The organism is Phaeodactylibacter luteus (genome assembly GCF_007993045.1).
GTDB classification, from domain to species: Bacteria; Bacteroidota; Bacteroidia; order Chitinophagales; family Saprospiraceae; genus Phaeodactylibacter; species Phaeodactylibacter luteus.
Genome location: NZ_VOOR01000010.1, coordinates 20,268 through 44,338, shown reverse-complemented (window position 1 = coordinate 44,338; position 24,071 = coordinate 20,268). Strand labels below are relative to the sequence as shown.

The 24,071-nt window shown below is 54.8% G+C and carries 14 protein-coding genes; 8 read left to right on the top strand and 6 right to left on the bottom strand.

What is annotated here, in order from left to right:
• The first annotated feature begins 311 nt into the window (after window positions 1–311).
• The 4 genes from FRY97_RS06600 to FRY97_RS06585 all read left to right on the top strand — a co-directional run bounded on the left by FRY97_RS06600 (window position 312) and on the right by FRY97_RS06585 (window position 4,486).
• The gene (locus FRY97_RS06600; protein ID WP_147166657.1) at window positions 312–2,246 is read left to right on the top strand and encodes a DUF294 nucleotidyltransferase-like domain-containing protein; all 1,935 of its coding nucleotides are present in this window, start codon (window positions 312–314) and stop codon (window positions 2,244–2,246) included.
• Between the two features lie 15 nt (window positions 2,247–2,261).
• The gene (locus FRY97_RS06595) at window positions 2,262–2,939 is read left to right on the top strand and encodes a 3'-5' exonuclease (protein WP_147166656.1); all 678 of its coding nucleotides are present in this window, start codon (window positions 2,262–2,264) and stop codon (window positions 2,937–2,939) included.
• Between the two features lie 105 nt (window positions 2,940–3,044).
• Complete coding sequence (locus FRY97_RS06590; RefSeq protein WP_147166655.1) at window positions 3,045–3,875, top strand: DUF3298 and DUF4163 domain-containing protein; 831 nt, start codon at window positions 3,045–3,047, stop codon at window positions 3,873–3,875.
• Between the two features lie 80 nt (window positions 3,876–3,955).
• Complete coding sequence (locus FRY97_RS06585; RefSeq protein WP_170254529.1) at window positions 3,956–4,486, top strand: META domain-containing protein; 531 nt, start codon at window positions 3,956–3,958, stop codon at window positions 4,484–4,486.
• Between the two features lie 93 nt (window positions 4,487–4,579).
• Here FRY97_RS06585 and FRY97_RS06580 read toward each other — a convergent pair whose 3' ends face one another.
• Entirely contained in the window at window positions 4,580–5,392 is an 813-nt protein-coding gene (locus FRY97_RS06580; RefSeq protein ID WP_147166653.1) for an MOSC domain-containing protein, read from the bottom strand.
• 295 nt (window positions 5,393–5,687) lie between these two features.
• Here FRY97_RS06580 and FRY97_RS06575 point away from each other — a divergent pair, with 295 nt between their 5' ends.
• The 3 genes from FRY97_RS06575 (at window position 5,688) to FRY97_RS06565 (ending at window position 12,795) form a co-directional block, all read left to right on the top strand.
• Window positions 5,688–7,973: an OmpA family protein gene (locus FRY97_RS06575; RefSeq protein ID WP_147166652.1), complete on the top strand. Its 2,286-nt coding sequence runs from the start codon at window positions 5,688–5,690 to the stop codon at window positions 7,971–7,973.
• 77 nt (window positions 7,974–8,050) lie between these two features.
• Complete coding sequence (locus FRY97_RS06570; RefSeq protein WP_147166651.1) at window positions 8,051–9,298, top strand: GNAT family N-acetyltransferase; 1,248 nt, start codon at window positions 8,051–8,053, stop codon at window positions 9,296–9,298.
• A 359-nt stretch (window positions 9,299–9,657) separates the two neighbouring features.
• Window positions 9,658–12,795: a WD40/YVTN/BNR-like repeat-containing protein gene (locus FRY97_RS06565; protein WP_147166650.1), complete on the top strand. Its 3,138-nt coding sequence runs from the start codon at window positions 9,658–9,660 to the stop codon at window positions 12,793–12,795.
• Window positions 12,796–12,894: 99 nt separating this feature from the next.
• Here the strand turns inward: FRY97_RS06565 and FRY97_RS06560 are convergent, their stop codons facing one another.
• The 3 genes from FRY97_RS06560 to FRY97_RS06550 all read right to left on the bottom strand — a co-directional run bounded on the left by FRY97_RS06560 (window position 12,895) and on the right by FRY97_RS06550 (window position 16,849).
• Window positions 12,895–13,581: a DUF4332 domain-containing protein gene (locus FRY97_RS06560; RefSeq protein ID WP_211356823.1), complete on the bottom strand. Its 687-nt coding sequence runs from the start codon at window positions 13,579–13,581 to the stop codon at window positions 12,895–12,897.
• A 297-nt stretch (window positions 13,582–13,878) separates the two neighbouring features.
• Window positions 13,879–14,514: a CatA-like O-acetyltransferase gene (locus FRY97_RS06555; protein WP_147166649.1), complete on the bottom strand. Its 636-nt coding sequence runs from the start codon at window positions 14,512–14,514 to the stop codon at window positions 13,879–13,881.
• A 64-nt stretch (window positions 14,515–14,578) separates the two neighbouring features.
• A complete protein-coding gene (locus tag FRY97_RS06550) occupies window positions 14,579–16,849 on the bottom strand; it encodes a choice-of-anchor B family protein (protein WP_147166648.1) in 2,271 nt (756 codons plus the stop codon).
• A gap of 659 nt (window positions 16,850–17,508) precedes the next feature.
• On the opposite strand from FRY97_RS06550, the gene FRY97_RS06545 reads away from it, so the two are divergent.
• Window positions 17,509–19,281, top strand: coding sequence for an ABC transporter ATP-binding protein (locus FRY97_RS06545; protein ID WP_147166647.1), 1,773 nt, complete (start codon window positions 17,509–17,511; stop codon window positions 19,279–19,281).
• Between the two features lie 70 nt (window positions 19,282–19,351).
• Here the strand turns inward: FRY97_RS06545 and FRY97_RS06540 are convergent, their stop codons facing one another.
• Both FRY97_RS06540 and FRY97_RS06535 read right to left on the bottom strand, forming a co-directional pair.
• Window positions 19,352–20,773 (bottom strand): S8 family serine peptidase, encoded by a 1,422-nt coding sequence (locus FRY97_RS06540; protein WP_147166646.1) that lies wholly within the window; start codon window positions 20,771–20,773, stop codon window positions 19,352–19,354.
• Window positions 20,770–23,991 (bottom strand): AAA family ATPase, encoded by a 3,222-nt coding sequence (locus tag FRY97_RS06535; protein ID WP_147166645.1) that lies wholly within the window; start codon window positions 23,989–23,991, stop codon window positions 20,770–20,772. The genes FRY97_RS06540 and FRY97_RS06535 overlap by 4 nt, the downstream gene beginning before the upstream one ends.
• Window positions 23,992–24,071 lie beyond the last annotated feature (80 nt).

The window sequence follows — 24,071 nt, the reverse complement described above, 5'->3', positions numbered from 1 at the left end:
TGCATTAGTCCCCCCATGCCACTTGCCGCCCCGTTTGGTAATATCTTTTAATTTGGTGATCTTACAAAGGTTCAAAACCATTAGAGCGCTTGTTTGGAGCTCGTGCCTATTGCCGATCAACGCTTTATAAGCCTGGCTTCCTAACTGGATTTTCATTTAGCGGCTTCGCCAGAGCCCTGCCGCCCCTGCTGGAATAGCAGATGGGTATAAGTTGTTGATTATCAAAATGCAACTGCTCAAAGCACGCTCTTGGGCGGGAAGGTCCAGGCCATGGCCAAACGCCTGCTCTTTAAACTAGGCCCCAATAACATATGGATAACCTTATCCCCCGGCGGGTTTATGACTTTTTAAAGCAGTACCCGCCTTTCAGCCTGCTTTCAGAAGATGTCTTGCTCCCGATTGCCGAACAGGCAGCCGTGCGCTATGTCCGTCCTGGAGAAGAGCTGTTCCGGCAGGGCGAGCAGCCCGGCCAATCGGTTTTTATCGTCAGGGAAGGTGCTATACAGCTCTTTCGGGAATCCCCTTCTGGCCCTTTGCTTGTAGAACAATGCGACGAAGGCGATGTCTTCGGCATCAGGCCCCTCCTGGCATCAGAGCCGTACGCGCTCACCGCAAGGGCAGGGGAGGAGTCTCTGGTTTATGCAGTCAAAGTAGATGGGGTGCGCCAAATCTTGGATGCCCATCCGGGGGTCGCTTTATATCTGGCTCAGACTTATGCTGCAGGTGTAGGGCGAAGGTATAGCGTAGACCTCAAGCCTCAGCTTTTTTTGGGAGGGCAGCCGGCATGGGGCACAGCAGATGCCCTGCTCGAGGTGCAGCCGCTCGAGAAAAGCAAAGCCCCGGTGACTTGTGCGCCTGGGACTACCATACAGCAGGCCGCTGAGGTGATGTCGGCAGAAGAGGTCGGGTCTATCATTGTCGTTAGCCCGGAGCGCCACCCGCTTGGTATCGTTACAGACAAAGACCTGCGCAAAAAGATAGCAACTGGCCAGGTGCCCCTGGCACGGCCGGTTGAGGAGATCATGTCCTCGCCGGTCGTGACGGTACCTGCTGAGGTAACTATGGCAGATGCGCAAATTGCTATGGTCAGGCACCGGATACACCACCTTTGCCTGACGGAAGACGGCACTACGGGTAGCCCCGTCGTGGGGGTTTTGTCGGAGCATGATTTAATGGTGATGCAGGGCAATAACCCGGCCATACTCATCCGGGAGACGCGGCGCTGCAAGACGAGCGGCGAATTGAGGGAGATCAGGGAGCGGGCAGAGCAATTGCTGGAGAAGTATATTTATCAGGAAGTAGCGATCTCTTTTATCTCAACGGTGATGACGGAAATCAACGATGCCATCATTGCCCGTTGCCTTGAGCTAGCCGAAGCAGCCCTTGAGGAAGGCGGGCAAGAAGCGCCAGCTGCCGGCTACTGCTGGCTCGCCCTGGGCAGCGAGGGCAGGGGGGAGCAATTGTTGCGGACAGATCAGGACAATGCCCTGGTATTCGAAAATGTGCCGGAAGAGGATCACGAAAAAGTGAAGGCGTACTATCTGGAGCTGGCCCGGCTTACGACAACGGCTCTGAACGAGGTGGGCTTCGATTATTGCCCGGGCGAGATGATGGCCAGCAATCCCAAGTGGTGTTTGTCCCTTGCAGAGTGGGAACAGCAGTTCTCACATTGGATTTTTAAGCCGGAGCCTAAAGCGGTAATGTATTGTACTATCTTTTTTGATTTCAGGCCGGTGTACGGCATGCGCCATTTGGGGGAAGCCCTGACCGCCCATATCTTCGAGGCCCTGGACAATCAGGAGATTTTTATGGCTTTCCTAGCCAAAAATGCCTTGCAGAACCCGCCGCCCCTGACCTTTTTCAGGAATTTTGTCGTAGAGGGCAGTGGGGAGCACAAGAATGAATTCGATATCAAAGCCCGGGCTATGATGCCCTTAGCTGATGCCGCAAGGGTGTTGGCTTTGCACGCCCGTGTGCCCCATATCAATAATACTTTCCGGCGGTTTGACCATATCGCCAGCTTGGAGCAGAACAACCGGGAGCTTTACGAGCAGGCCGCCGATGCCTACGAGATCCTAATGCGATACCGGGCTTTACAGGGGCTCAGGCAGCGCAGCTCAGGCCGCTTTTTTAACCCCGCCGACTTATCCAAGATGGAGCGGATCAACTTGCGCAATGCCTTCCGCCCGATCAAGGAGCTTCAGTCATTGCTGACGACTCGGTTCCAGCTCAACCTCATGGGGTAATGAAAACTTTTGCTTATGTGGGATTGGTTGAACAAATGGAGAGCTCCCGTGCCAGAAGGCCCGCCTTTCTGGGAAGCTTATTTGAGGTCTTTAACAGCGCGCCCGGCCGCTAAGCGGCAGCCTTTATCTGAGGTGGAGTTCGTGGTGTTTGATACCGAAACGACTGGGCTGGACCCCCAAAAGGACCAGATCTTGTCCATAGGCGCTGTGCGGGCCTGCCAGTGGCAGATCGAGGTATCAGACCGGTTTGAGTATGCGCTGCAACAAGAGTATACCCCTGTGCCCGGCACCGTGGCCGTCCATGGGATTTTGCCAGGGAGGAAAATAGGCAATTTGCCGGAAGAAGCAGCACTACAGGAGTTCTTAGCATACTGTGAAGGCCGGGTCTTAGTAGCCCATCATGCAGCGTTCGACTTGGCCATGCTCGAGGCTGGGCTGAAAAAAATGGGCGGTGGCAAGCTGCAAAATCATGTCCTGGATACCGGAGTGTTAGCCCAAAGGGTCAGCCCGGGCCATAAGCCTTATGGCCTGGACGAACTGCTTAAGGTTTATGGGATTACCCCCAGCGACCGGCACACTGCCGCAGGTGATGCCTATATGACCGCCCTTTTGTTGTTTAAGCTGCTTTTCCGGCTCGAGCAGCGGGGTGTGAAAACCTTGGGCGACCTACTAAAAAAGCCACGGAAATTATAACGGCAGTGCAACTTGAGAGGAATAGCATATTCCTTTTTTGTAATTTCGCGCCCCAATGGGCAGACCGTCAATTGAGCGCCCTATGAACCCAAAAATATAATCAGCATGATTAAAATATTTGCTCGTACGATATACGTTTCCGGGCTGCTGTTGCCCTTAATTTGGGCTTGCAGCAATGAGCCTGCGGGCGATGTGCAGCAGGGCGCACTCCCCGTTGGCCAGGGCGCCGCTTTCCGCGTCGTTGCCGATTCCGTGTCTATGTCGTCTCCTTCCTGTAGTGAAGGTGGCAACCGGTGTGCCCTTTTTTCGGCAGTCTACCCCGTTGTGGAGCCGGATTCCGTCTCTGCCCACCGGCAGATCAATGATACGCTCAGCCTTTACGTCCGAAATGCCCTGTCTGGTATTTCACCAAGTGCTGCCCCATCGCAGCAAAGCTTGGAGGAAATGGGGAAGGCCTTCCTGGCAGAGTACGATACAGCAATGGCTGATATGACAGATTTCCCGCAGCAGTGGGCAGCTGAGCTGAGCTATGAGGTGATGCTGGAAGACAGTGCAGTCATTACTTTTGCACTGCAGACGTATATGTTTACAGGAGGAGCTCACCCCAACAGTTTCGCCACACTCGCTTCTTTCGATAAATTGACAGGGGAGCGGCTGAGGCTGGAGGATTTTGTCAAAGACCTTATCGCATTTACAGATATTGCTGAATCTGGGTTTAGGGAAGCCAGAGAGCTGCCCGCAGGGGCCGACTTGAATGCGGAAGGCTTCTTTTGGGGGGAAGGCTATTTCTTGCCCGAAAATATTGTACTGGTAGAAGAGGGGGTCCACCTGCACTACAATGCTTACGAGGCGGCACCCTATGCTGCCGGCCCCACAGCCTATACCATCCCTTTCGCCCAATTGTCTGGGCTGCTCAAGAAAAGGGCAAAACAATAACCAACGGGAAGGCGGTTGTCCGTCCCAAACCATAGTCAAATTTAATTCATTGGGCATCAAGCCCCACAAACGGAATGACCATGAGGATTTTACTAAGCTGTTTACTCATTGCTGGATTGCTGAGCTGCACACCGGAAACGAATGCCGATGGCGCTGCCCAAGAGGGCACAGCTGCAACAGAGGCTAGTGCTGTAGCAAACGGCAAGCAGCAACCGGCCAGTGGACCGGCCAGCAAGCCTGAAGAAAAACAGGAGGTTTACAAGCCTGCTTTCCCTGCTCTGGAGCTAAAAACCTGGGTCCTTTCCGACCTAGAGTATGATGGCCGCACCTACGAGCCAGAAAACGATCAGCGGCTGACAATGGTCATCCGTAAAAATCAGGTTAGCGGGAACAGCGGCTGTAATGATTATTCCGGCAGCATTGCACTGAAAGAGGATGGGACATTCAGCGTTTCTGGCCTGGCTTCTACCAAAAAGTTGTGCCAGCGCCGAATGACGTTCGAAATGCGCTTCCAAGAGTTGTTGAAAAATGCCGAATCCTTCAGTGTCAACCAGGCATTCCTAGAGGTCAATTGCAGCAACGGGAAGTTGTCTTTCAGTGCGCCGAATTAAGTGATGGGCTGACTGCTATCGCCAAGGAGACAGGGAGCACACGGAGGTACACAGAGAGTCTTGTCTCAGTGGCCTCCCTGTCTGCTATCGCCACTAAAGAAGGCTGATTTCATCTCCCACCCGTAGGGTGAAATCGCCCTGCTGCCCGGGAAGCAGGGTAGCGTGCAGCCCAAAATAGACAGCGTTCCCTTCTTGCCGGTATTGGCTCAGGGTTGCCAGGGGCTCCTTGTATTTGTAAGCCGTATCCTGATCGATATTGACGACTTGGCAGCGGGCACATTTGCGGATGCCCCGTAAGCTGGCATTGCGGATATGGAACTCCCCCCAATGGTCCTCTTCAAAAGCTGTACCCCCGGTAAACACAATATTTGGGCGGAAGCGGCTCATGGGGACAGGCTCAGGAAGGTGGCTGTTCAGGTCGAGCAGGGATGCTTCGCCAGCGATTAGGAGCGGGCAGCTGTCGGCAAATCCGACTTGTTCGCCGGCTTTCCCATAACGGTCCGGCAAAGGCCGTACGCTGAAATCGGGGAGGTAGGCGAGGCGGCAGAATGTGCCCAGCATATCACTGAACCAACTGTTGATGTGATCTGGGTAGGTCAGTGCACCACATACATCTTCCCATATCTTAACCGGGGCGAGCCCTTTTTCCTCCATTGCCGGCAGGGGTACGGTAAGCGGTTCGCCCTGAAATTTCCGGTGCGAGACCATTAGCCCATCCTTCGAAAAAGCCACTTGTATCAGCGCCATTCCGGGCAGTTTACGTTGGGAAAGGAAATTGCCTTTCATATCGGTAAGCATCCACCTGCGGTCATGCAGTAGCCCGCGTGGGCCCAGGGGGGCTTCCTCCAAAGAAATGCCGGCAAGGCCCTTGATGGGATAGGAATAAAGCGCTGAGATGGTTTTCATGCCAGAAAGTTAAGGTATTTTACGGGCAGTTCGGGGCCGCCTTAGCAGCTTTCAAGGCCCTTTTAGGTGGACAACATACGAAACTGATTTTTCTTTTTAGCGTAAAAATAAACCAGAAACAGCTGCTCATGCTACCGAAGCGCCCAACCGGATAAACCCATAGAAAACTAGGCCGCCTAAGCTTAAGGTGTGCTAGATCATTGGGGCTAGCCGCAACCGCTGGTTTTGGAAAAACAAATGTGCACAGCTACCTTTATGGCAAGCCGGCCGCCCAAACCGATTTAACCCTGGAACTATGAGAAATTTGACCGTAATCTTGCTATTGCTTTACAGCTGCTGCTCGCAGTCTTTCGGTCAGGCTACGAAGCTGGATAAAGCAAACGAATACTTTTCGGCGGGTAACTACCCGGCTAGCATCCCGCTATACCATGATATCCTCAAACGGGAAGACGTGCCCGCAGCCAAGATAAGATTGGCGGAAGCCTATTTCTATCAAGGGGATTACGCCAAAGCGGCCAATTGGTTTGCCCTCGTAGTAGGGCTGGAGGAAAGTACGCCTGAGCATCGCCTACAGCTTGGGCTGTCCTTGCTGCGCACGGAGCGCTGTGCTGCGGCCCAGCATTGGTTCGATGAGTTCCTTAAGCTGCGCCCATACGATCCCCGAAAGATAGATCTGGCTGATGCTTGTGCGACACAAGAACGCTTGGAGCGTGGCCGGAAAGGGGAAGTGTCCATTACCATGCTGCCGCTGAATACGGCTTACAATGATTTTGCGCCAGTTTGCCATCCGGAAGGCTTGGTCTTTTCTAGCGACCGCCAGCCTACAGAAGAGGGCCGGCCTGCAGTTAAGCTGTACCTGTCCCGGAGTGGGCAGGAAGGGGGGCTGAAGGAGGCCGCTCTTTTTTCGATAGTGCCCGGTAGCCCAGGCGATGAGGGCACGGCTGCGTTCAACGCAGCAGGGGATGAAGTTTTTTATACCCGTACCCGTTTTGTGAAAGCCAAAAGGGGGCAGGAGGCTGCCCGGGGGCTGGAAATCGCAAGCGGAAGGCTGTTGCCCCAAGGGGATTGGAGCTCTGTGGAGACGCTGCCGTTCAGCAGCGATGAGTACTCCGTCGCGCACCCGGCTGTTTCTGCCGACGGCAGCCGGCTGTATTTTTCCTCAGACAGGCCCGGCGGTTTTGGCGGCAAAGACATTTACTTGAGCGTAAGGGCTGGCGCAAAGTGGGCCGAGCCTGTCAACCTTGGGCCACAGGTCAATACGGCAGGCGATGAGCTTTACCCTTGCTTGGCTGAAGACGGGGCGCTGTTTTTTGCTTCAGACGGGCACATCGGCCTTGGCGGCCTCGATCTGTTTGAGGTGAACGAAGGGGATAATGGGCTTTGGGAACGCCCTGCAAATTTGGGGGCGCCTTTCAATTCATCTGCGGATGATTTTGGCCTCACTTGGATGCCATCTGCACAAGAAGGCTATTTTTCTTCCAACCGGGACGGCGGGGCAGGAGGCGATGATATCTATCATTTCCGGATGAGCGGGAAGTTGGCGGTTATCGATGTCCTGGACCTGAGCACTGGCTTGCCCCTTCAGGACGCAGTGGTCGTCAATGAGTCTAGCCAAGACTCCCTGTTCACTAACGCTGCGGGCAAAGTGACGGTCCGGCTGCAGGAGTGCCTTACCCTTAGAGGGGTACACCCTGGCTTTTTTGATAAAGCCCTAGAGCTTTGCCCCGAAGAGATTGAGGTAAGCGCAGATACTTTGTTTCTGGCTATGGCCCTTAAGCCTGATATCCCTCACCGCTTGAAAGGCGTTGTCTTTGACCGCTCAACCGGCCGCCCTCTTGAATCTGTTATGGTGAGGGCCAGCAGTGCAGAGTGCCGTACGCCTGCTATAGCACATACCGACCGCCGAGGGCTGTTCAGCATTGACCTGTCCTCTAATTGCTGTTATGATATTATGGCCTCTCTGGAAGGGTTTTATGAAAACCGGGCAGAAGAGCCGGTCTGTACAGGGCAGAACCCCAATGACCATTTTCTGAACCTTTTCTTACAGCCCGAAGCGGGCACGGCGGTATCTATACCGGATAAGAAAGCACCGCCTGCCCGTGCTGATCAGCCTGCACCACCTGTTTACGAGCCTCAAGCACCTGCAGAAGAAGATGTCTTCGCAGGTTTCGAGCGGAGCAAGCCCGGCAAATCAACTCCCGGAGGGGCTAATGCTTACAGGCTGAATGTTTACTACGATGTTGGCCGCTCCAGCGTCCAAAAAGCCTCTGTGCCAGAGCTGTTTAAACTGAGAGACCTGATGCTCCGCAACCCCGATATCATCATTGAGATCAGCTCCCATACCGACGCTAATGGAGAGGCTGAGGACAACCGCCGGCTCAGTCAGCGCAGGGCAGATGCCATTGTAAGGTATTTGGCAGGTGAAGGCATAGACCGGGGGCGCCTCGTGGCCACCGGTTACGGAGAGTCTCAGCTCACCAACGACTGCGAGGATGGGGTAGACTGCCCAGAGTGGATGCACCAACAAAACCGCAGGACGGAGATCCGGCTGATAGGCCGGGTAGGCGATAATGGCCAATGAGGCGGAGCGGAGGACGGCACTTCTGCCCACTCAGCATCGGGGCTCTGCAAGCGCTATAAGAGGGGTAAAAATAAAATATGATAGCAAATGAACAGATCCGCACTCTGGCTTTTGATGCGGATGACACCCTCTGGGTCAACGAGCCTATTTTCCGGCACACCGAGCAGCGCCTGAAAGACCTGCTCCTGGACTATGTAGGCGATATCGATTTCGATCAGCGCATTTATGAAGTCGAGCGCAGGAATCTATCTCTATTTGGGTATGGTGTAAAGGGGTTTACGCTATCGATGATGGAGACGGCCCTGGAGCTGGCCGGGAAAGCGCTGCCTGCCGCTGCGGTAGCATCTATCTTACAGATGGGCAAGGATATGATCAGCTACCCCATTGAAGTTTTGGATGGTGTGGAGGAGGTGCTGAAAGCGCTGCAGCCGCACTATAATCTCATCATCATTACCAAGGGCGATCTGTTCGATCAGGAGTCTAAAGTAGCCCGTTCTGGGCTAGCGGGGTACTTCACCCATGTTGAAGTGGTTTCGGAGAAAAACCGTACGGCTTATAAGGAGGTGTTTCAACGCTTGGGGATTGCTCCTGCTGAAGTGCTGATGATCGGCAACTCCGTCAAATCAGATGTCCTGCCAGTCATAGATGCCGGCGGGCAAGCGGTGCACATCCCGTTCCACACCACCTGGCAGCACGAAGAGGTCAACACGGACATCCTCATGGAGTATGCTTTTCCTGTTTTAGAGGACATCAGGCGGCTGCCCCGGTTATTGAACCCCACCGAGCGCCCCGCCTATGCGGCAGGGGCCACTATCTTATATGGCTCAAGGTTTAGGCTGCGCCCGCTCCGGCCAGGGGATGAAGAAAGCCTTAGCCGGTTGGCGAACAACCCTAAGATCGCCCGCAACCTGATGGACCGCTTTCCCCAGCCTTATACTCGGGCAGATGCAGCCCGTTTTATCACATTTGCCAGGCAGTCGGGGGAGGAAGCCGTGTTCGGGATAGAAGTAGAAGGGCAGGTCAGTGGGGTAATCAGCTTATTGTTTAAAGAAGATGTGTACCGGGCTAGCGTAGAATTGGGCTACTGGCTGGGCGAGCCCTTTTGGGGGCAAGGCATCAGTACAGAGGCTGTCAAATTGGTGACGGCCTATGCACTCGAAAAAGCAGAGGTCTCCCGTGTTTTTGCCAACGTATTCGAGTACAACCCAGCCTCCCGCAGGGTATTGGAAAAAGCCGGTTTTGAAAAAGAGGGGGTGAGCCGGCGGGCAGCCCGGAAAAATGGGCAGCTGCTTGATGTACACGTTTACGCCCGTTACAGCACTTGATGTGCCTGCTAGAGGGGGCTGAAAATGCTAAATCACTTTTTTTTACAGGGCTGCCCCAAATTCAAAGGCTTCGCATACAGCACAGGCAGGTTATATGGTTTATTTTAGGGCATAGTTAACATTAGGCGCAAGCCAGATTGTCGTTTTTTTTTGATGGGGCCTGCCCCTGCCAGCCGGCAGGTGCCGCTATGCTACGGGGCTCGCTGTCCGCTCGGCCCCTCGCCCTACAGGCCTCGGGTCTGGCCTTCGGCCACCCCTGCGCAGCGCTAGGCCAATGCCAGCCTAAAGCCTGAAAAGTACAAGTGCCCGCGACCTTTTGGTTCACGGCCGTTAGTATTGGAAAAACAAAATTGTAAACTATGCTTAAGAAAATTGGGTGGGCGGTAGCCGCTTTTGTCCTGTCGCTGTGTTCCGCCAATGCACAGCAAATCGATTTAGAACACTTCAAGGGCATGTCGCCCCGTAGCATTGGGCCAGCTGGGATGAGCGGGAGGGTGACTACAATAGATGTCATCAACAGCCAGCCTAATGTGATTTATATCGGGACCGCTTCCGGCGGGGTATGGCGGTCCAAAAGCGGCGGTATATCTTGGGAGCCCATATTCGATACCCAACCTGTACAGTCGATTGGCGCACTAGCCATCAACCAAAACAACCCTGACGAAATCTGGGTGGGCACGGGCGAAGGCAACCCTCGAAATTCGCACAATAGCGGGGAGGGGATATTCAAATCAATTGACGGTGGCAAAACCTGGTCCCGTATGGGCCTTGAAGCGACCCGTACCATCCACCGGATCATCATCCATAAAGACGACCCCAACACCGTTTATGTAGCGGCATTGGGCTCTGCATGGGGCGAAAACGAGGAGCGCGGCGTATTCCGTACGCAGGATGGAGGAGCAACCTGGGAGAAAGTCCTGTATGTTGGGCCGGGAACAGGCTGCGCTGACCTGGTGGTTGACCCTTCCAACCCGAATAAACTGATAGCTGCGATGTGGGAGTACGGCCGCCAACCTTGGTTTTTCAACTCTGGGGGCAGTAGCTCCGGCATCTATGTATCCTACGATGGCGGCGATAATTGGGAAGCACGTACAGCGGAAGATGGGCTGCCCAAGGGCGACTTGGGGCGTATTGGCCTGGCCATTGCCCCTTCCAAGACTAATATCGTTTATGCCCTCGTAGAGGCCAAAGAGAACGGGCTATATAAATCTACAGATGGGGGTTTCACCTGGAAACTGGCTGCCGATAAAAACATTGGGAACCGCCCTTTTTACTATGCTGACATCTTCGTGGACCCCCTGAACGAAAACCGCGTGTTCAACCTTTGGTCCTATATGTCCAAAAGCGAAGATGGCGGAAAAACCTTCGAGCCGTTCGGGCGCGGCACCCACCCCGACCACCATGCTTTCTGGGTACACCCTGCCAATCCAGACTATATGATCGAAGGCAATGACGGCGGGCTCAACATCAGCCACGATGGGGGCGAGAGCTGGCGGTTTGTGCAAAACCTCCCGCTGGCCCAGTTTTATCACATCAGCTACGATATGGATTACCCTTATAACGTAGCCGGCGGCATGCAGGACAATGGGTCTTGGGTAGGGCCAAGCTCCGTATGGGAACGTGGCGGCATTCAGAACACAGACTGGCAGGAGGTTTACTTTGGCGATGGGTTTGACGTGGTGTTCAAGCCAGACGACAACCGCTACGTTTATGCCATGTCGCAAGGCGGCAACGTTTCATTTATCGATAGGGAAACGGGCAAAAGCCGTTTTGTGAAGCCGGTCCACCCAGATGGGCTGCAATTGCGTTTCAATTGGAACGCTGCCATTGCACAGGACCCCTTCAGCAGTTGTGGCGTCTATTTCGGCAGCCAGTTTGTACATAAGAGCAACGACTGCGGCTTGTCCTGGGAAATCATCTCCCCTGACCTGACTACCAATGACACCACTAAACAGCGGCAGTTTGAGAGCGGTGGGCTGACCATAGATGATACCCGGGCGGAGAATTATACCACCATCCTCGCTATTGCCCCTAGCCCGGTAGATGAACAAGTCATCTGGGTAGGTACAGATGATGGCAACCTGCAGTTGACAAGGGATGGGGGCAAAACTTGGTCCAACTTGGCTGGCAAGCTCAAAGGGGCCAGGCCAGGCAGTTGGATACCACAGATTGAAGTATCTGCCGCAAACGCGGGGGAAGCCTTCGTGGTCGTCAATGATTACCGCCGCAACGATTGGCGGCCCATGGTTTTCCATACGGAGGATTTTGGGGCATCCTTTACCCGCATCGTGAGCGAGGAGCAGGTAAACGGGCATGTGTGGTCAATTGTACAAGACCCCGATGCCCCATCGCTGCTTTGGCTGGGCACGGATTACGGTTTGTATTTTAGCTTAGATAAGGGGCAGCAATGGCAAAAATGGGAGGAGGGCTTCCCGAGCACTCCTGTGGCAGACTTGAAAATCCACCCTCGGGAGAAAGACCTCATCATTGGGACTTTTGGGCGTTCAGCCTATATCCTCGATGATACCCGCCCTTTACAGGCTATAGCCCGTTCAGCGGGCAAGGTATTGGAGGACACCCTGCATGTATTTCCTGCACCGGATGCTTATCTGGCGAATTTCAAGTCTTATCAGGGCTCCCATTTCCCCGCTGATGCAGAGTTCATTGGCCAAAACCGAAGCCCAGAAGCCATGGTCTCGCTTTGGCTGAAGCCTGCAGAGGGGGAAGAGGAGACGGAAGCCAATGCAGATGAGCAGCAGCAGCCTGCCCTGTCCGATAAAATAAAGGTGGTGGTGCGCAATGAGCAGGGGGATAGTATAAGGGCCTTTACAGAAAAAGCAGAGCGCGGGCTGCAGCGCATCTCTTGGGATCTGCGCGCTAATGGTGTGGCTTATCCGAGCAGGAGGGATGCTAAAGCAGATGATGACCCGCCCCGTGGCGCGCGGGTCCCACCGGGCATTTATACCCTTTACATAACTTGTGGGGATTATTCAGGCCAGGCGGAAGTTGCGGTCAGAGCAGACCCACGGGTGGAGACCGCAGTGCAAGACCTGCAAGCAGAGGCCGCGGCCTACGAGGCTTATTACCGCATCGTAGAAGAGGCTGCAGCCGGGTTTGGAAAGCTGCGGGAAGCCCGGAAAGGGATCGGCCGGGTAAACACCCTGCTGGAAACCGCTCCGGACAGTACGCAGAAGGAGGTCAAAAAGATGGGCAAGGAGCTGATGAAATCCTTGGACCAGCTCGAAGAGCTTTATATGCTGCCGGACGATTTCAAGGGCATTCGCCGTTCTACCGATCAGCTGAACAATGCGCTCTACGGAGTACGGGGGTATTTGTACGCAGAGGATGGCCAGCTCAGCAGTATGGGGCAACTGATGCTCAATCAGGCCCGTGCTCAGACGGATAAAGTGCTGGAACAGGTGGACGCCTTCCTGCAGGGGCCCTACAAAGCCTATCAGGAACGAGTTGCGAAGCTGCCTTTGTCGTTGTTTGACTGATAAGCGCCCTTTTTTATCGCTCAAGACAAAGAAGCCCCCCTCCCAAGCTAGAGCCGGCAGGGGGGCTTCTTTATGATATGCGCATCCGTTGTGCGCTGTTTACTTCTTGCGCTTACCGCCTTTAAGCTCTTTCTGGAGAGCGGACAGCTCATCCCAAGCCCCTTTGGCAGCCAGTTTGGCCTGCTCTGTCCAGGTGGCGGAATCATGCATTTTATAGCGAGGGCCTGCAGCTTCAAGCACGGCTTTCAAGGCTGCCGGCTTAGCTTTGGCGAGGTCGGTGAAAGTCGCAAAACCTGCATCGGTGAGCAGCCCGGCAATTTTAGGGCCAATGCCTTCCAGCTTTTTCAAGTCGTCTTTGGCAGCTTTAGGCTGTGCCTTAGCTGTGGCAGCCGTGGTGCTTTTTGCTGCTGCTTTTTTAGGGGCTGCTTTTTTTGCAGGAGCCGCTTTTTGCTCGGTTGCAGGAGCCGCTACTTCGATGGGGTCGAGCACAAGAAGAGAATTATCGGTGCCACCGTAAGGAGATGGGACGTAGGCGTCAGCTTGGTAATCGTTTTTCCAGTACGCCTTGTCAATCATGTAGCGGAATTGGTACTGCTGCCCGGCTTCGAGCTCGGCAACGGCTTTGTACTCAGCTTTGGACGCCTTCATCGTCAGGCCTTCCTCCCAGCTCCAATTGTTGAAATCTCCAAGGACTTTTACTTCTTTTGCGCCTTCGGCAGCTTCTACAGGCAGGGTGAAGGTCACTTTACAAGCTGGTTTGCTTTTCAGGTACTGTTTCTTAAGCATGGTTGATTAGTTTTTAATGGGCTAGTGTACCTTTTGTTTTAGCGGTACAGTTGCACTTTGTTAGTGTTTTCCTCACACTAAGGTGCAAAGCTACAACAAAGAAAAAACATAGTCAATTGATTATCAAAGGAAAGAACATCAGATTGTAAGGCGGGCAGGAAGGCAAGAATGGGGATTTGACTTTGATTTAGAACAAATTAGCACCTTGAGCACAATTTCCGGTAGACTTAACGGCGTGGGGAGGGGATCCCGAATTTTTGACGGCTCCGCATTGTGTACATTTTTTTTCAAAAGGTGTTAAAAACTAGCTTCTTGTGCAAAGCTGGCGGCTAAAATTTCAAAAAACTGCCCCATATCCTGCCCATCTACCACCGCATGATGAGCTTGTACGGATACCGGCATGATGACTTTCCCGCTATCCTGTGCCAAGTATTTCCCCCAGGCGATGCGGGGCACAGAATCGGCAGGGCTTTGCATTGCATGCTGTATTTGAGTGAAAGCCACCCAGGGTATAGAAGAGAGGAACAGGAAGTCATCCCTGCCGGGCTCGTCTTCAAAGGAGGGGTTTTCCTGCACAGCTGCCATTTGTTGTTGTGCCCTGCGCAGGAAAGCCCGTGGGGAAGGGTGGTACTCGACTGTGCAAAAGCTGAATACAGAGGAGGCTGCTGTCTGCACCGTAAAGGATGGGCTGACCTGCTCATGTTCAACGACCGACTGCCCGCGGATCCGCCACCTGAAGGCGGGGATCTCGTTGGCAGCGCTAGCCAAGAGATAGGCCATTGCCGGGGTAAACGGCAGCCCTTGGGCCTTCAGGCTGTGCAGCCATTTTGTAATATCTAAGGGTGCGGTCAGGCTGAAGTGGGGGGAGGACATGCGGTTGAAAAAGTCGAAATGCTTCTGCCGGTGCGGATCGTCAAAACGGATGTATTTCATTTTTTTAAAAATGCGGTAGCCTGGTTTGTACTTGCTGCGTTGCGCTGTCCCCAATCGATACTCCCTAATGTTTATGCCACAGTTTCCTGACCTCCTCTCCTGACTGCAGCTTCACCCGGACGATGTAAGCCCCTTGGGCAAGCTGGGCAAGCTGCAGGGGCAGTGCAGGGCGGTCATACTGCCTGAGCAGCTGGCCGGAAAGGCTGTAAAGCGATATCTGGCCGACATGGCTCTCTGGCTGCACATACAGCAGCCCATTTGAAGGGTTGGGGTAAAGCATGAGGGCTTCCGTATTGGGCGATTCGCTAGAGGCAGCGTTGACCATTACTTCCAACGGGGCAGAAAAGCCGAGGCAGGAGAACTCGTTAAATACCCCTACCTGGTAAACCCCATTTTCGACAACAGGATAGGTAGCCTCTGCTGTTGTATCCACCCGTTCGCCATTGAAGACCCAAATGTAGTTGACCGAGCTCACGAAGGTGCAGGCCAGTACGCCATCCTGCAGCAGCAGCTCTGGAACGGGAAGAGGGGCAGGCGTTTCGCCCAGCATGAACTCGGTTTCGCACTGTCCGTTGGAAGCGCTTATCCAATACTCATCAGCGGGCAGGGCTAACAGGCCGGTGTCCAGGGCAACCGTGTCTTGCCCAAGGAAATAGCTGTAGCTCCCGCTGCCCGGGATATGGATAAGGAGGTCATCCCCTTCGCACAGGGGAGGGGTAAACGGCTGGGCTTCTGGGGCTACTGCCTCTGCTGCTACGGTGACAACGATGCTGTCCAGGTTTTGGCGGCAAGCGCCAAGGAAGGCGGTTGGGAAATAAACGCCTGGGGCAGGGAAAAGCAACGGGCTCCCTTGTAGCAGGCTGTCTGTAAAGCCAGTGGCCCCATGGGAGAGCAGCAGCAAGTCGTAGTTGCCGGAAGCGGGTGCCGTGAGGGTGTCGCCAGGGCAAAAAGCGGGTGCTGTGGGCACTACTGCTGTAGGGGCCGCTGCCAGGCTTACGTTGAGGGTGTCAGAATACACGGGGAATGTCCCTGAATTATTGGCGTAGCGGTAGCTGCCGGCAGTCGATATCCAAAGCGTATCTCCGGCGCCTTCGACCTCTTGCCCATCTTTTTCCCAGGCCCAGCCTTCTCCAGTGGAGGCCGCAAAAAGCTGAAGGCTGTCGCCAGGGCAGAGCAGGGTGTCGCCAGCAACCGAAAGCGTGGCCTGCACAACGGGGGCAGGAGGGTCAAAGCTCCAGCCCTGCGGCTCCAGAATGAAAAAACCATTAGAGATGTCGGTCGCGATAATCCGGCCTGAGGGCAGAAAGGGGTAAACGCCCCAGCAGCCGCGGAACCCCTGGTAATCGGTATTTTGCGGGTAGGTGTCGTACCATGCAAACCGCTGCACGTCATTGGGGTCAGACAAGTCAAAGACTTGTACGCCTTCGTGGTAATAAGATACCACCGCATACTGCCCCCGGATAAAAGGGTTGTGAGCAATAGAATTGGTGTGCTCCGGGGCCAGCATCTCGGACTTGAACAGATCGGTCACTTCCATCTCTTGCACATTGGCCATATCCACAGCTTTCAGGCTGCGGCCAAAGGTCTCATCGGCAAATACCAGCAGTTGATCATCTTCCGAAAGCCAGCTGGAGTGGTTGTAGCCTTGTTCGGGATAGCTGGTCAGGGTGCCAAGGGTAACCGGCTGGGCGGCATCGGACAAGTCGTATACGGCTAGCCCGGAAGTGCCATGGGAACAGTAGGCGGTATGGTTTTTGACGAAGATGTCGTGTATGTAGCCACCTGCTGGCAATACAGGGTCACCGAGGAGCACCGGGTTGGCGGGGTCTGCGTTCAAGTCGTAAATAATGACGCCGTTGGCCCGGGTGTTGGAGCCGGCGACATAGAGCCTGCCCTGGGCCTCATCCACAAAAAGGTTGTGGGCTCTGCTGAACACCTCATTGGAGGAATAGACTTGGGTTACGGTGTCTGGGAGGGCGGAAAGGTCGTAAATGATCAGCCCGGCGTTGCCCTGATCGGCTGTGCCGTAAGCATAATGCCCGAAAGTCTTGTAGTCTCTCCAGATACTGTTGAAGCCTTCATCAAAGCGGGCGACTTCCCTTATGCCTGTGGGCCCGTCGAGCTGAAGGAACAAGGTGAACCCGGCAGAGCCGACGATGCCATATTCCTGGCCTAAGCTATCGGTATAGCCCCATACGTCATTGTAGCGGATGCCGCTTGCAGCAGGCAGGGTGGGGTCTTCCCAACGGCCGGTAGCGCTTAAGTTTAGGCTGTCCTGAGCGGAGGCGGCTGGCAACAAGTAGCCTATCATCAATAGAAGGAGGAAAAGGCGCATATCTGTTTTATTTTTAGGGGATGGTACACTAGCCTTGATGTGCCGGGGGCATTGCAGGGTTGAAATGGCTCTTTGCTTGCTCCGCTACACTTTCTTCCAGGCACTCAGCTTGGGCAAAGCTCCTGAAAGATGCCGGCGCGTGGTTGAAAACAGCTTATTTTTTCCACTATATTGGCCCGATGCATCAAGGCTAGTGCAAAAGTACAAATTCAATGCAGGGAATGGTAGCGATGTGCTCTACAGCCTGCAATTCCTTGAGATGTCTTGCAGCTTGATAGGGGAAATCAGGGCAGCATGGTGCAGGGCTTTGATGGCTCTGCTCATCCGGGCGGGATCAGGGTTGGAGGAGGTGAAAATGGCAGGGAGGCATCGCCTGCCGGGGGGGCAAAAGGAGGCGAAGGAAGCACAAGCCTTTCGGCAACCGGCTAGAAGGTTTTTCCTGCTTTTTTGCTGTTGCCCGGCTTAGCGATGCGGCGGGGTGGCAAGCCCGATAGGGCCGAGCGGATAGCGAGCCCCAAAGCGTAGCGCCCCCTGCCGTGCGGCAGGGGGAAGCCCCAAAAAAAGGGCAGGGAGCTGCTGCCCTTGCCGCAAGGCTTTCCGGGGATTATGGTGTATCTTAGCCGGTATACCGAAACAGGAAAATCAACAGCACCCGTACAATGGAGGAACGATTACTTACCGTAAACCAACTGGAAACTACATTTCTGTCTGAACAGGCTGCGGTGAATGCTGTAAGAGGAGTGAGTTTTTTCCTGAACAGGGGAGAGACACTCGGCATTGTTGGGGAGTCAGGTTCTGGCAAGTCCGTTACTGCCCTTTCGCTCATGCGCCTGATCCCTCAGCCTGGGCAGATCACGGGAGGGGAGGTCCTTTACCATAAGGCAGGCCAGGAGCATCCTGTGGACTTGCTGCAGCTGCCCCGTAAGGAGATGAGGTCATACCGGGGCAAGGAGCTGGCTATGATCTTTCAGGAGCCAATGTCTTCCCTCAACCCGGTATATCGTTGTGGCGATCAGGTGATAGAGGGGATGGTGCACCACTTGGGGCTCAGCAAAGCAGAAGCGAAAACGAGGGCGATGGAGCTGTTGGAGGAAGTGCAGCTGCCTGACCCCAAACGTATTTTCAAAGCTTATCCGCACCAGCTGTCGGGCGGGCAGAAGCAGCGCGTGATGATTGCGATGGCGATGAGCTGCGGCCCCGGTGTCCTTATTGCCGATGAGCCCACCACGGCACTTGACGTGACGGTGCAAAAAGCCATCTTGGAGTTGATGCAGCGCCTGAAAGTAGCGAAAAAGGCTTCTGTGATTTTTATTTCTCACGATCTGGGGGTTGTCGCTGAAATCGCAGACCGTGTCATGGTCATGTACAAAGGGGAGATTGTGGAGCAGGGGCCTGTTGACGAGCTGTTCCGTGCCCCTAAGCACCCATATACCAAGAGTTTGCTGGCTTGCCGCCCCCCTCTGAATTACCGGGTGCGCCGCTTGCCAGTGGTTGCCGATTTCATTGGGGCACAAACCACAGCAGACGGGACGGTAGCGGTAGTCGCAAAGGATACTGATATGGGGCAGTTGCTCAAGGGGGCCCGCATCACGGCAGCGGAACAGCGCCGGCGGGAGAAGGGGCTGTCTTCCCGCCCTCCTATTTTGGAAGTGGAAGGGCTGAAGACTTGGTTCCCGGCGGGCCGTACCTTTTGGGGGCAGCCCAAATCATACATCAAAGCTGTGGATGGGGTTTCCTTTCAAGTGCGCCCAGGAGAAACCTTAGGCTTGGTGGGGGAATCGGGCTGTGGGAAGACCACGCTTGGCCGCAGCTTGCTAGGGCTGGCGCCGGTCAGGGAAGGGAGCATCAGGTACAAAGGACAGGAGCTGGTGGGCCGCCACCCCGACGACTGGAAAGCACTGCGGCAGGAAATGCAGATTATCTTTCAGGACCCCTATGCTTCCTTAAACCCGAGAATGACCATAGGGCGGGCTATAATGGAGCCCATGGAGGTGCATGGGCTTTACGGCAACAACGTGGAGCGCCGAGACCGGGCCCTGCACCTTTTGGAGACCGTCAGCCTGGAGCCATCCCATTTTCAGCGTTACCCGCATGAGTTTTCTGGAGGGCAGCGGCAGCGGATAGCCATAGCACGGGCCCTTGCTTTGAGCCCCCGGTTCATCATTTGTGATGAATCAGTTTCAGCTTTGGATGTCTCTGTACAGGCACAGGTGCTCAATTTGCTGATGGACCTGAGGGAGCGTTACAAGTTCACCTATATTTTTATCTCGCACGACCTTTCCGTTGTAAAGTTCATGAGCGACCGCATGATTGTCATGAACCAGGGGAAGATTGTAGAGGAAGGGCTGAGCGATGAGCTGTACAATGCTCCGAAAGCCGATTATACGCGGATGTTGATCAATGCCATCCCTCAGGGTATTTTGCAGGCATAGGGCAGGCAGGCTGCGCTAAAAACCCAAAACCTGCTGCCTGCTAAGGCAGCAGGTTTTGGGTCAAGTCGCATCAGGGGCGTGGCTTATCAGCTTCCTTTAGGAGGTGGTAGGCCTTTACGAAGTCAGGTATGCCATATCCGATAGAAGCGTCTGGCACATCCGCTTGGCTGCTGCTGTTCCGGACGGCATCGTAGATCTCCTCCACAGAGGCCGTAGGGAATGCCTGCCGCAGGCAGGCCACCATGCCGGCCGTAATTGGCGATGCGAAAGAGGTGCCAGAGCCCATGGTCACCTGGTAATTCCTAGCGTCTGCTAGGGTCACCCAAGCGCCAGGTGCGGAGACATCAGGCTTGATGCGGCGGTCGGCGGTGGGCCCGTAAGAGCTGAAGGAAGCCCTGCGCCCATCAAGGGTGGTTGCCCCAATAGACAGTGCGCCGGCAGCATCTGCAGGGACGCCGAGCCCACGCCAGGCGCTGCTGCCTTCGTTGCCGGCACTAGTTACGACCAGCATCCCTTTGCTGGCCGCTATATCAGCCGCTTGGCTCGCAACCGACTTCCGGCCGTTCAGGTCAGTAAGGGTATAGTTCATTTCATTTTCATCAAACTGGGTATAACCAAGGGAAGAGTTGACCACATCAGCGCCCAGGCTGTCAGCATATTCTATCCCGGCCACCCAATGGCATTCTTCTGTAAGCGTTTCGCTGCGGGTCTCTTCGGTCTTGATGCAGATATAAGTAGCCCCGGGCGCAGTGCCTACAAGCAGCCCCGGACGGTTAGCGCCCATGCAAGAGAGGACTTTGGTGCCGTGGCTGCTCGATTCCCAGGCCACATCGTCCATGTCTACAATATCTACTGCGGGCAAGAGCTGCTCGTTGGCCCTGAGGGAATCGAAGAACGGGCTTTGGTCTACTCCCGTAAAACCGCCATCGAGGACCGCCACGAGCACCCCGCTGCCGTCAAAGCCCATTTGGTGCAGGCTGTCGCCATTGATCAGCTTAATTTGCTGGGCACCGTAGCCGTAGTATTCGTCGGGTTTGATTTCGCTGCCCAGCTTGGCCATCCCTTTCAGCGGCTTGACGCCGGGGCCTTTTTGGCCGCTGTATTTCCCGACGTAGTTTACGGTTTGTACATAGTCTAGGGCCAATAGCGCCGCAGCAGTGGCAGAGTCGCAGGCCACGGTGGCAGCATTCAGCCAGCGGGAGCGGTGGTGTACCCGGGCTCCCTGAGCTTTCAGCCCTTCCAGGTAAGCGGGGTTTGGGGGGAAGTCGGCAGCGGTCACCTCAATATTAAGCCGCTCGCGTTTTTGGATGGCCCGGGGGGACAAAAACGCTTCAGGGGCATCAATGGAGTAGGGGGTGCCGGTTTTGTCTGTAAAAGAGACCCAGTAATAGTTCAGGGACGATGAGGCATTGGGCCCCTGTGCCTGAGCATAGGCAGAGCAGAAGAGGGCCAGGGTGCTGGCCAGCAAAAGTTTAGTCATCAACTTTGTCATAATAAAAAGGCTTGTATTTCCGAGGCGAAACGGGAGTCGAGCTCATCTGCGACAAGCGCTAGGAGCTGCTGCAGGTCTTGATATTCCCGGTTGATGCCAAGGTAGTTATCTTTGAATTGATTTGAGGTGGTTATGCGCTGTGGGTGGAAAGCGGTAAATAAATTGCGGCGCCCGAGCCCTTCGGGCAGCTCTGCAAAAACGGAATCTGCTGTTATGATACAGTCTTCAGGGGCATCCGGGTTGAGGCTCCAACGCTGTTTGCCGCTTTCATGGCTGAAGTAAGAGAGCACGCCATGCCCTGTAATGTGAGCCCTAAGGCCGAGGAGGCTGTCCCCTTTTTCTTCAGGCAGGATATGGGCAAAAGAGATGTCACTGGGGAGAGGCGTAGCGATGATGTCGAGCTGCCGGGCTTCCCACCTTGCCCATAGGGCCGAAAGCGTGAACGAGTACCCTTTGTACTGGAACAACGCGCGGTAAAATTCAAGTGCCTGGCTGGGGGCTTGCCCATAGATGGACATCAGGCATTGGTTTTGCTCTGGCTTGAGGGTAGCGAAAAGCCTGATTTTTTGCTGGTAGAGCTCTTGCTCCAATTCGTCAAGGTGGTCGTTCCAAGTGGGGTCGTACGGTAAAATCCCCAGGCAAGAGCGTGCAAACTTCAGCTCCACCTGTTCTAGCGCTTCCCAGAGTACTTGCACCTGAGCTTGCATATCGGTAAGCTGCCCATAGCGGTTGGCTTTTTCCGTATCCTTCCAAAAGGCTTTCCCTTTGCGCTTGCGGCCCTGTTTCATCAGGTCTATTTCGCTGAGGAGCCGGACAAAAGCATTGCCCTCCCGCAATTGGTCAACCTGCCGCCGAAGGCTGCCAGCATGGTCGGTACATGCAATTTTGGTATACTCTTCCAGCAAGAGGTCGAGCCCGAGCGGGTCTGCTTTGGCGGTGACTTTTACTTGGCCCTCTTCGAGTGAGGCACAGACTTCGAGCTGGTCGTCGGGGTCTTCTGCATTGAGCGCCCGGGCCAAGGGGATAAGCAGCTCTTGACGGAGCGTTCGCTGCAGGTGCCTTGCCCCGTATTGCCGGTGATAGCCTTTTACCGCAAGGTGTTCATAGACTTCCGGGCTGATCAGGAGGTTCATGCGCCGGTACCGGATGCCTTCTCTTTTCCGCAAGGCTTCGATCTCTCGTTCTACGACATAGCGTATGGTGAGGGGGTCGAGGGGGGCAAAGGGGACGACCTGGTCTATGCGGTTGAACAATTCTGGCCGGAAATATTTTTGCACCTCGTTGATAAAATGCGCCTTCACACTGTTGTCGTCTAGTTGTTGTTGCCAGCCGATGGGGTTGAGGTTGAGGTTACTGGCCCCAACATTGGAAGTCATGATGATGATGGTGCTACAGAAGTTGACGAGCTTGCTCTGACTGTCCGTTAGCCGGCCTTCGCTCAAGACTTGCAGCAGCAGGTCAAAGAAGGAGGCATCTGCTTTTTCGATTTCGTCAAACAGCAATAGGCCAAACGGGTTTTTGCGGACGGCAGAGGTCAGCAGCCCCTCCTGTGCAGCGCTGATGCCTGTAAGCCGTTGTACGGCATAGGGGGTCGAAAATTCGCTCATGTCGAAGCGGGTCATCCGCTCGGTATCCCCGAACATGAAGGAGGCCAGCTGTTTGGCGAGTTCGGTTTTGCCTACTCCTGTAGGCCCCACAAATAGGAGAGAGGCAATCGGCTTCCCTGTCCGGGAGAGCGCGGTCTTGACGGTGGCCAGCACGCCCGTTATCCGGTTTACGGCTTCCTCCTGCCCGAACACCTGATTGTTGAAGCGCTGCATGACCTCTTTGGGGGCCATCGGCAAAGCAGGGTCTACCATAAATTGCGGCATGCCCGTTTCTTCTACAAACTGACGGATGACAGCGGTTCGGTCTATGGCCGATGCCCCGGCTGCGGCCTTCCGCTCTGTATGCTGTGGCTGATGTAGCAAAAGCAGGTTTTCCAAGAAGCGGATAGGGCGGCCCGGGAGCCCATCGTAGGGGCTGAACCGTTGGTTGAGGCGTATAGATTCCTGTATGGCATCGGGCGCAATCTGTATAGGCTTGCCCCTGACCATCTCCTCTGCCCTTTGGCTGATGATGCGGTTGAGCGCATTGCCGGATGGTTCCTGTAGTTGTATCTGCTGAAAATGAGACAGGTAGCCCGGGCTGCGCATTTCTATGCGGGCGAGCTCCTCTGTGGTGCATTCGCCTATAATGGTGATTTCGCCTGCGCTCAGATAGGGCGTCAGGTAATCTCCAATACTGATGCTGTTCCCTTCGTATTTGCCGACCTCGAATAGATCTAGCAGGTTGCGGACAAACAGTACGTGATGTGTCCCTTTCAGCTCCTGGCACAAGAGGGAGAGGTTGTCCTGCCAGCCGGTATCGCGCATGAGCTCTTTGATCAGGCCAGAGGCAGTGGCCTCCCAGATTTCAATCTTCAGTTTGAGGGCAGCTTTGCGCCGGGCGAGCTCCCAAACCAAGGCCGTTTTGCCAGTGCCAGAAGGGCCTACGACAATCGCATTGCGCTGGAAACTGCTTTTTAAGGCACGTGCCAGTTCGCCCAGCTCTTTCTCCCGCTCATAGCAAGCGGGCAGGTTTTCGGACAGGAGGCGGGCGGCCTTTGGCAGCAGCTGATCTTCCTGCTCTTTGCTGAGTTTTTCAAGGTCTTTGGGGGCAGGGGCTTTTAGGGATACTTCCTGCCGTTGTAGCTCAGCGGAGTCGTACCAGATGGCACTGACTATTTCTTGTACGGATTGCAGGCGCCTTTTTCTGGCAAAGTCCAGTGTGATGGCTTCTCTGAGCTGTTGTTCCAGCAGTTCTGTTTTCTGGATGTACACCTGTAGGCCTATTGTTGGGACAATAGCCCAAACGGCAGCGCCCTCCTCGTTGAGGTTGTAGTAGTAGTCGAAGTCGAGGCTGAAAGCCGGGAAGCTCATTTGGTCAGCTGCTTGTGGGAAAGCAACGCTGATCTGTGCTTTAAGGAAATCCCCTTTGGGCAATGCGCTCAGCAGATCCTGCAATTGCCCTTTGTTGAGGACTTGCTTTTGGAAAGCCTCCGCATACTCCTCGGCGATCGCTGCGGCCTGCTGTTGGATGCGCGCTATGCGATGGTCTTGTAGGGGGGTCATGAGCGCCCCTCCGGTGGCGAGCCGCAGCCGGAAGGTGTAAAACGGGATGGTGATGTCTATTGCCATTCGGTATGGTTGAAGCAGTTGCCTGCTGTCAAAGCTAACGGATTTGCGCAGGACTGCAAAACGGCGGCCGCTTGCTCAGG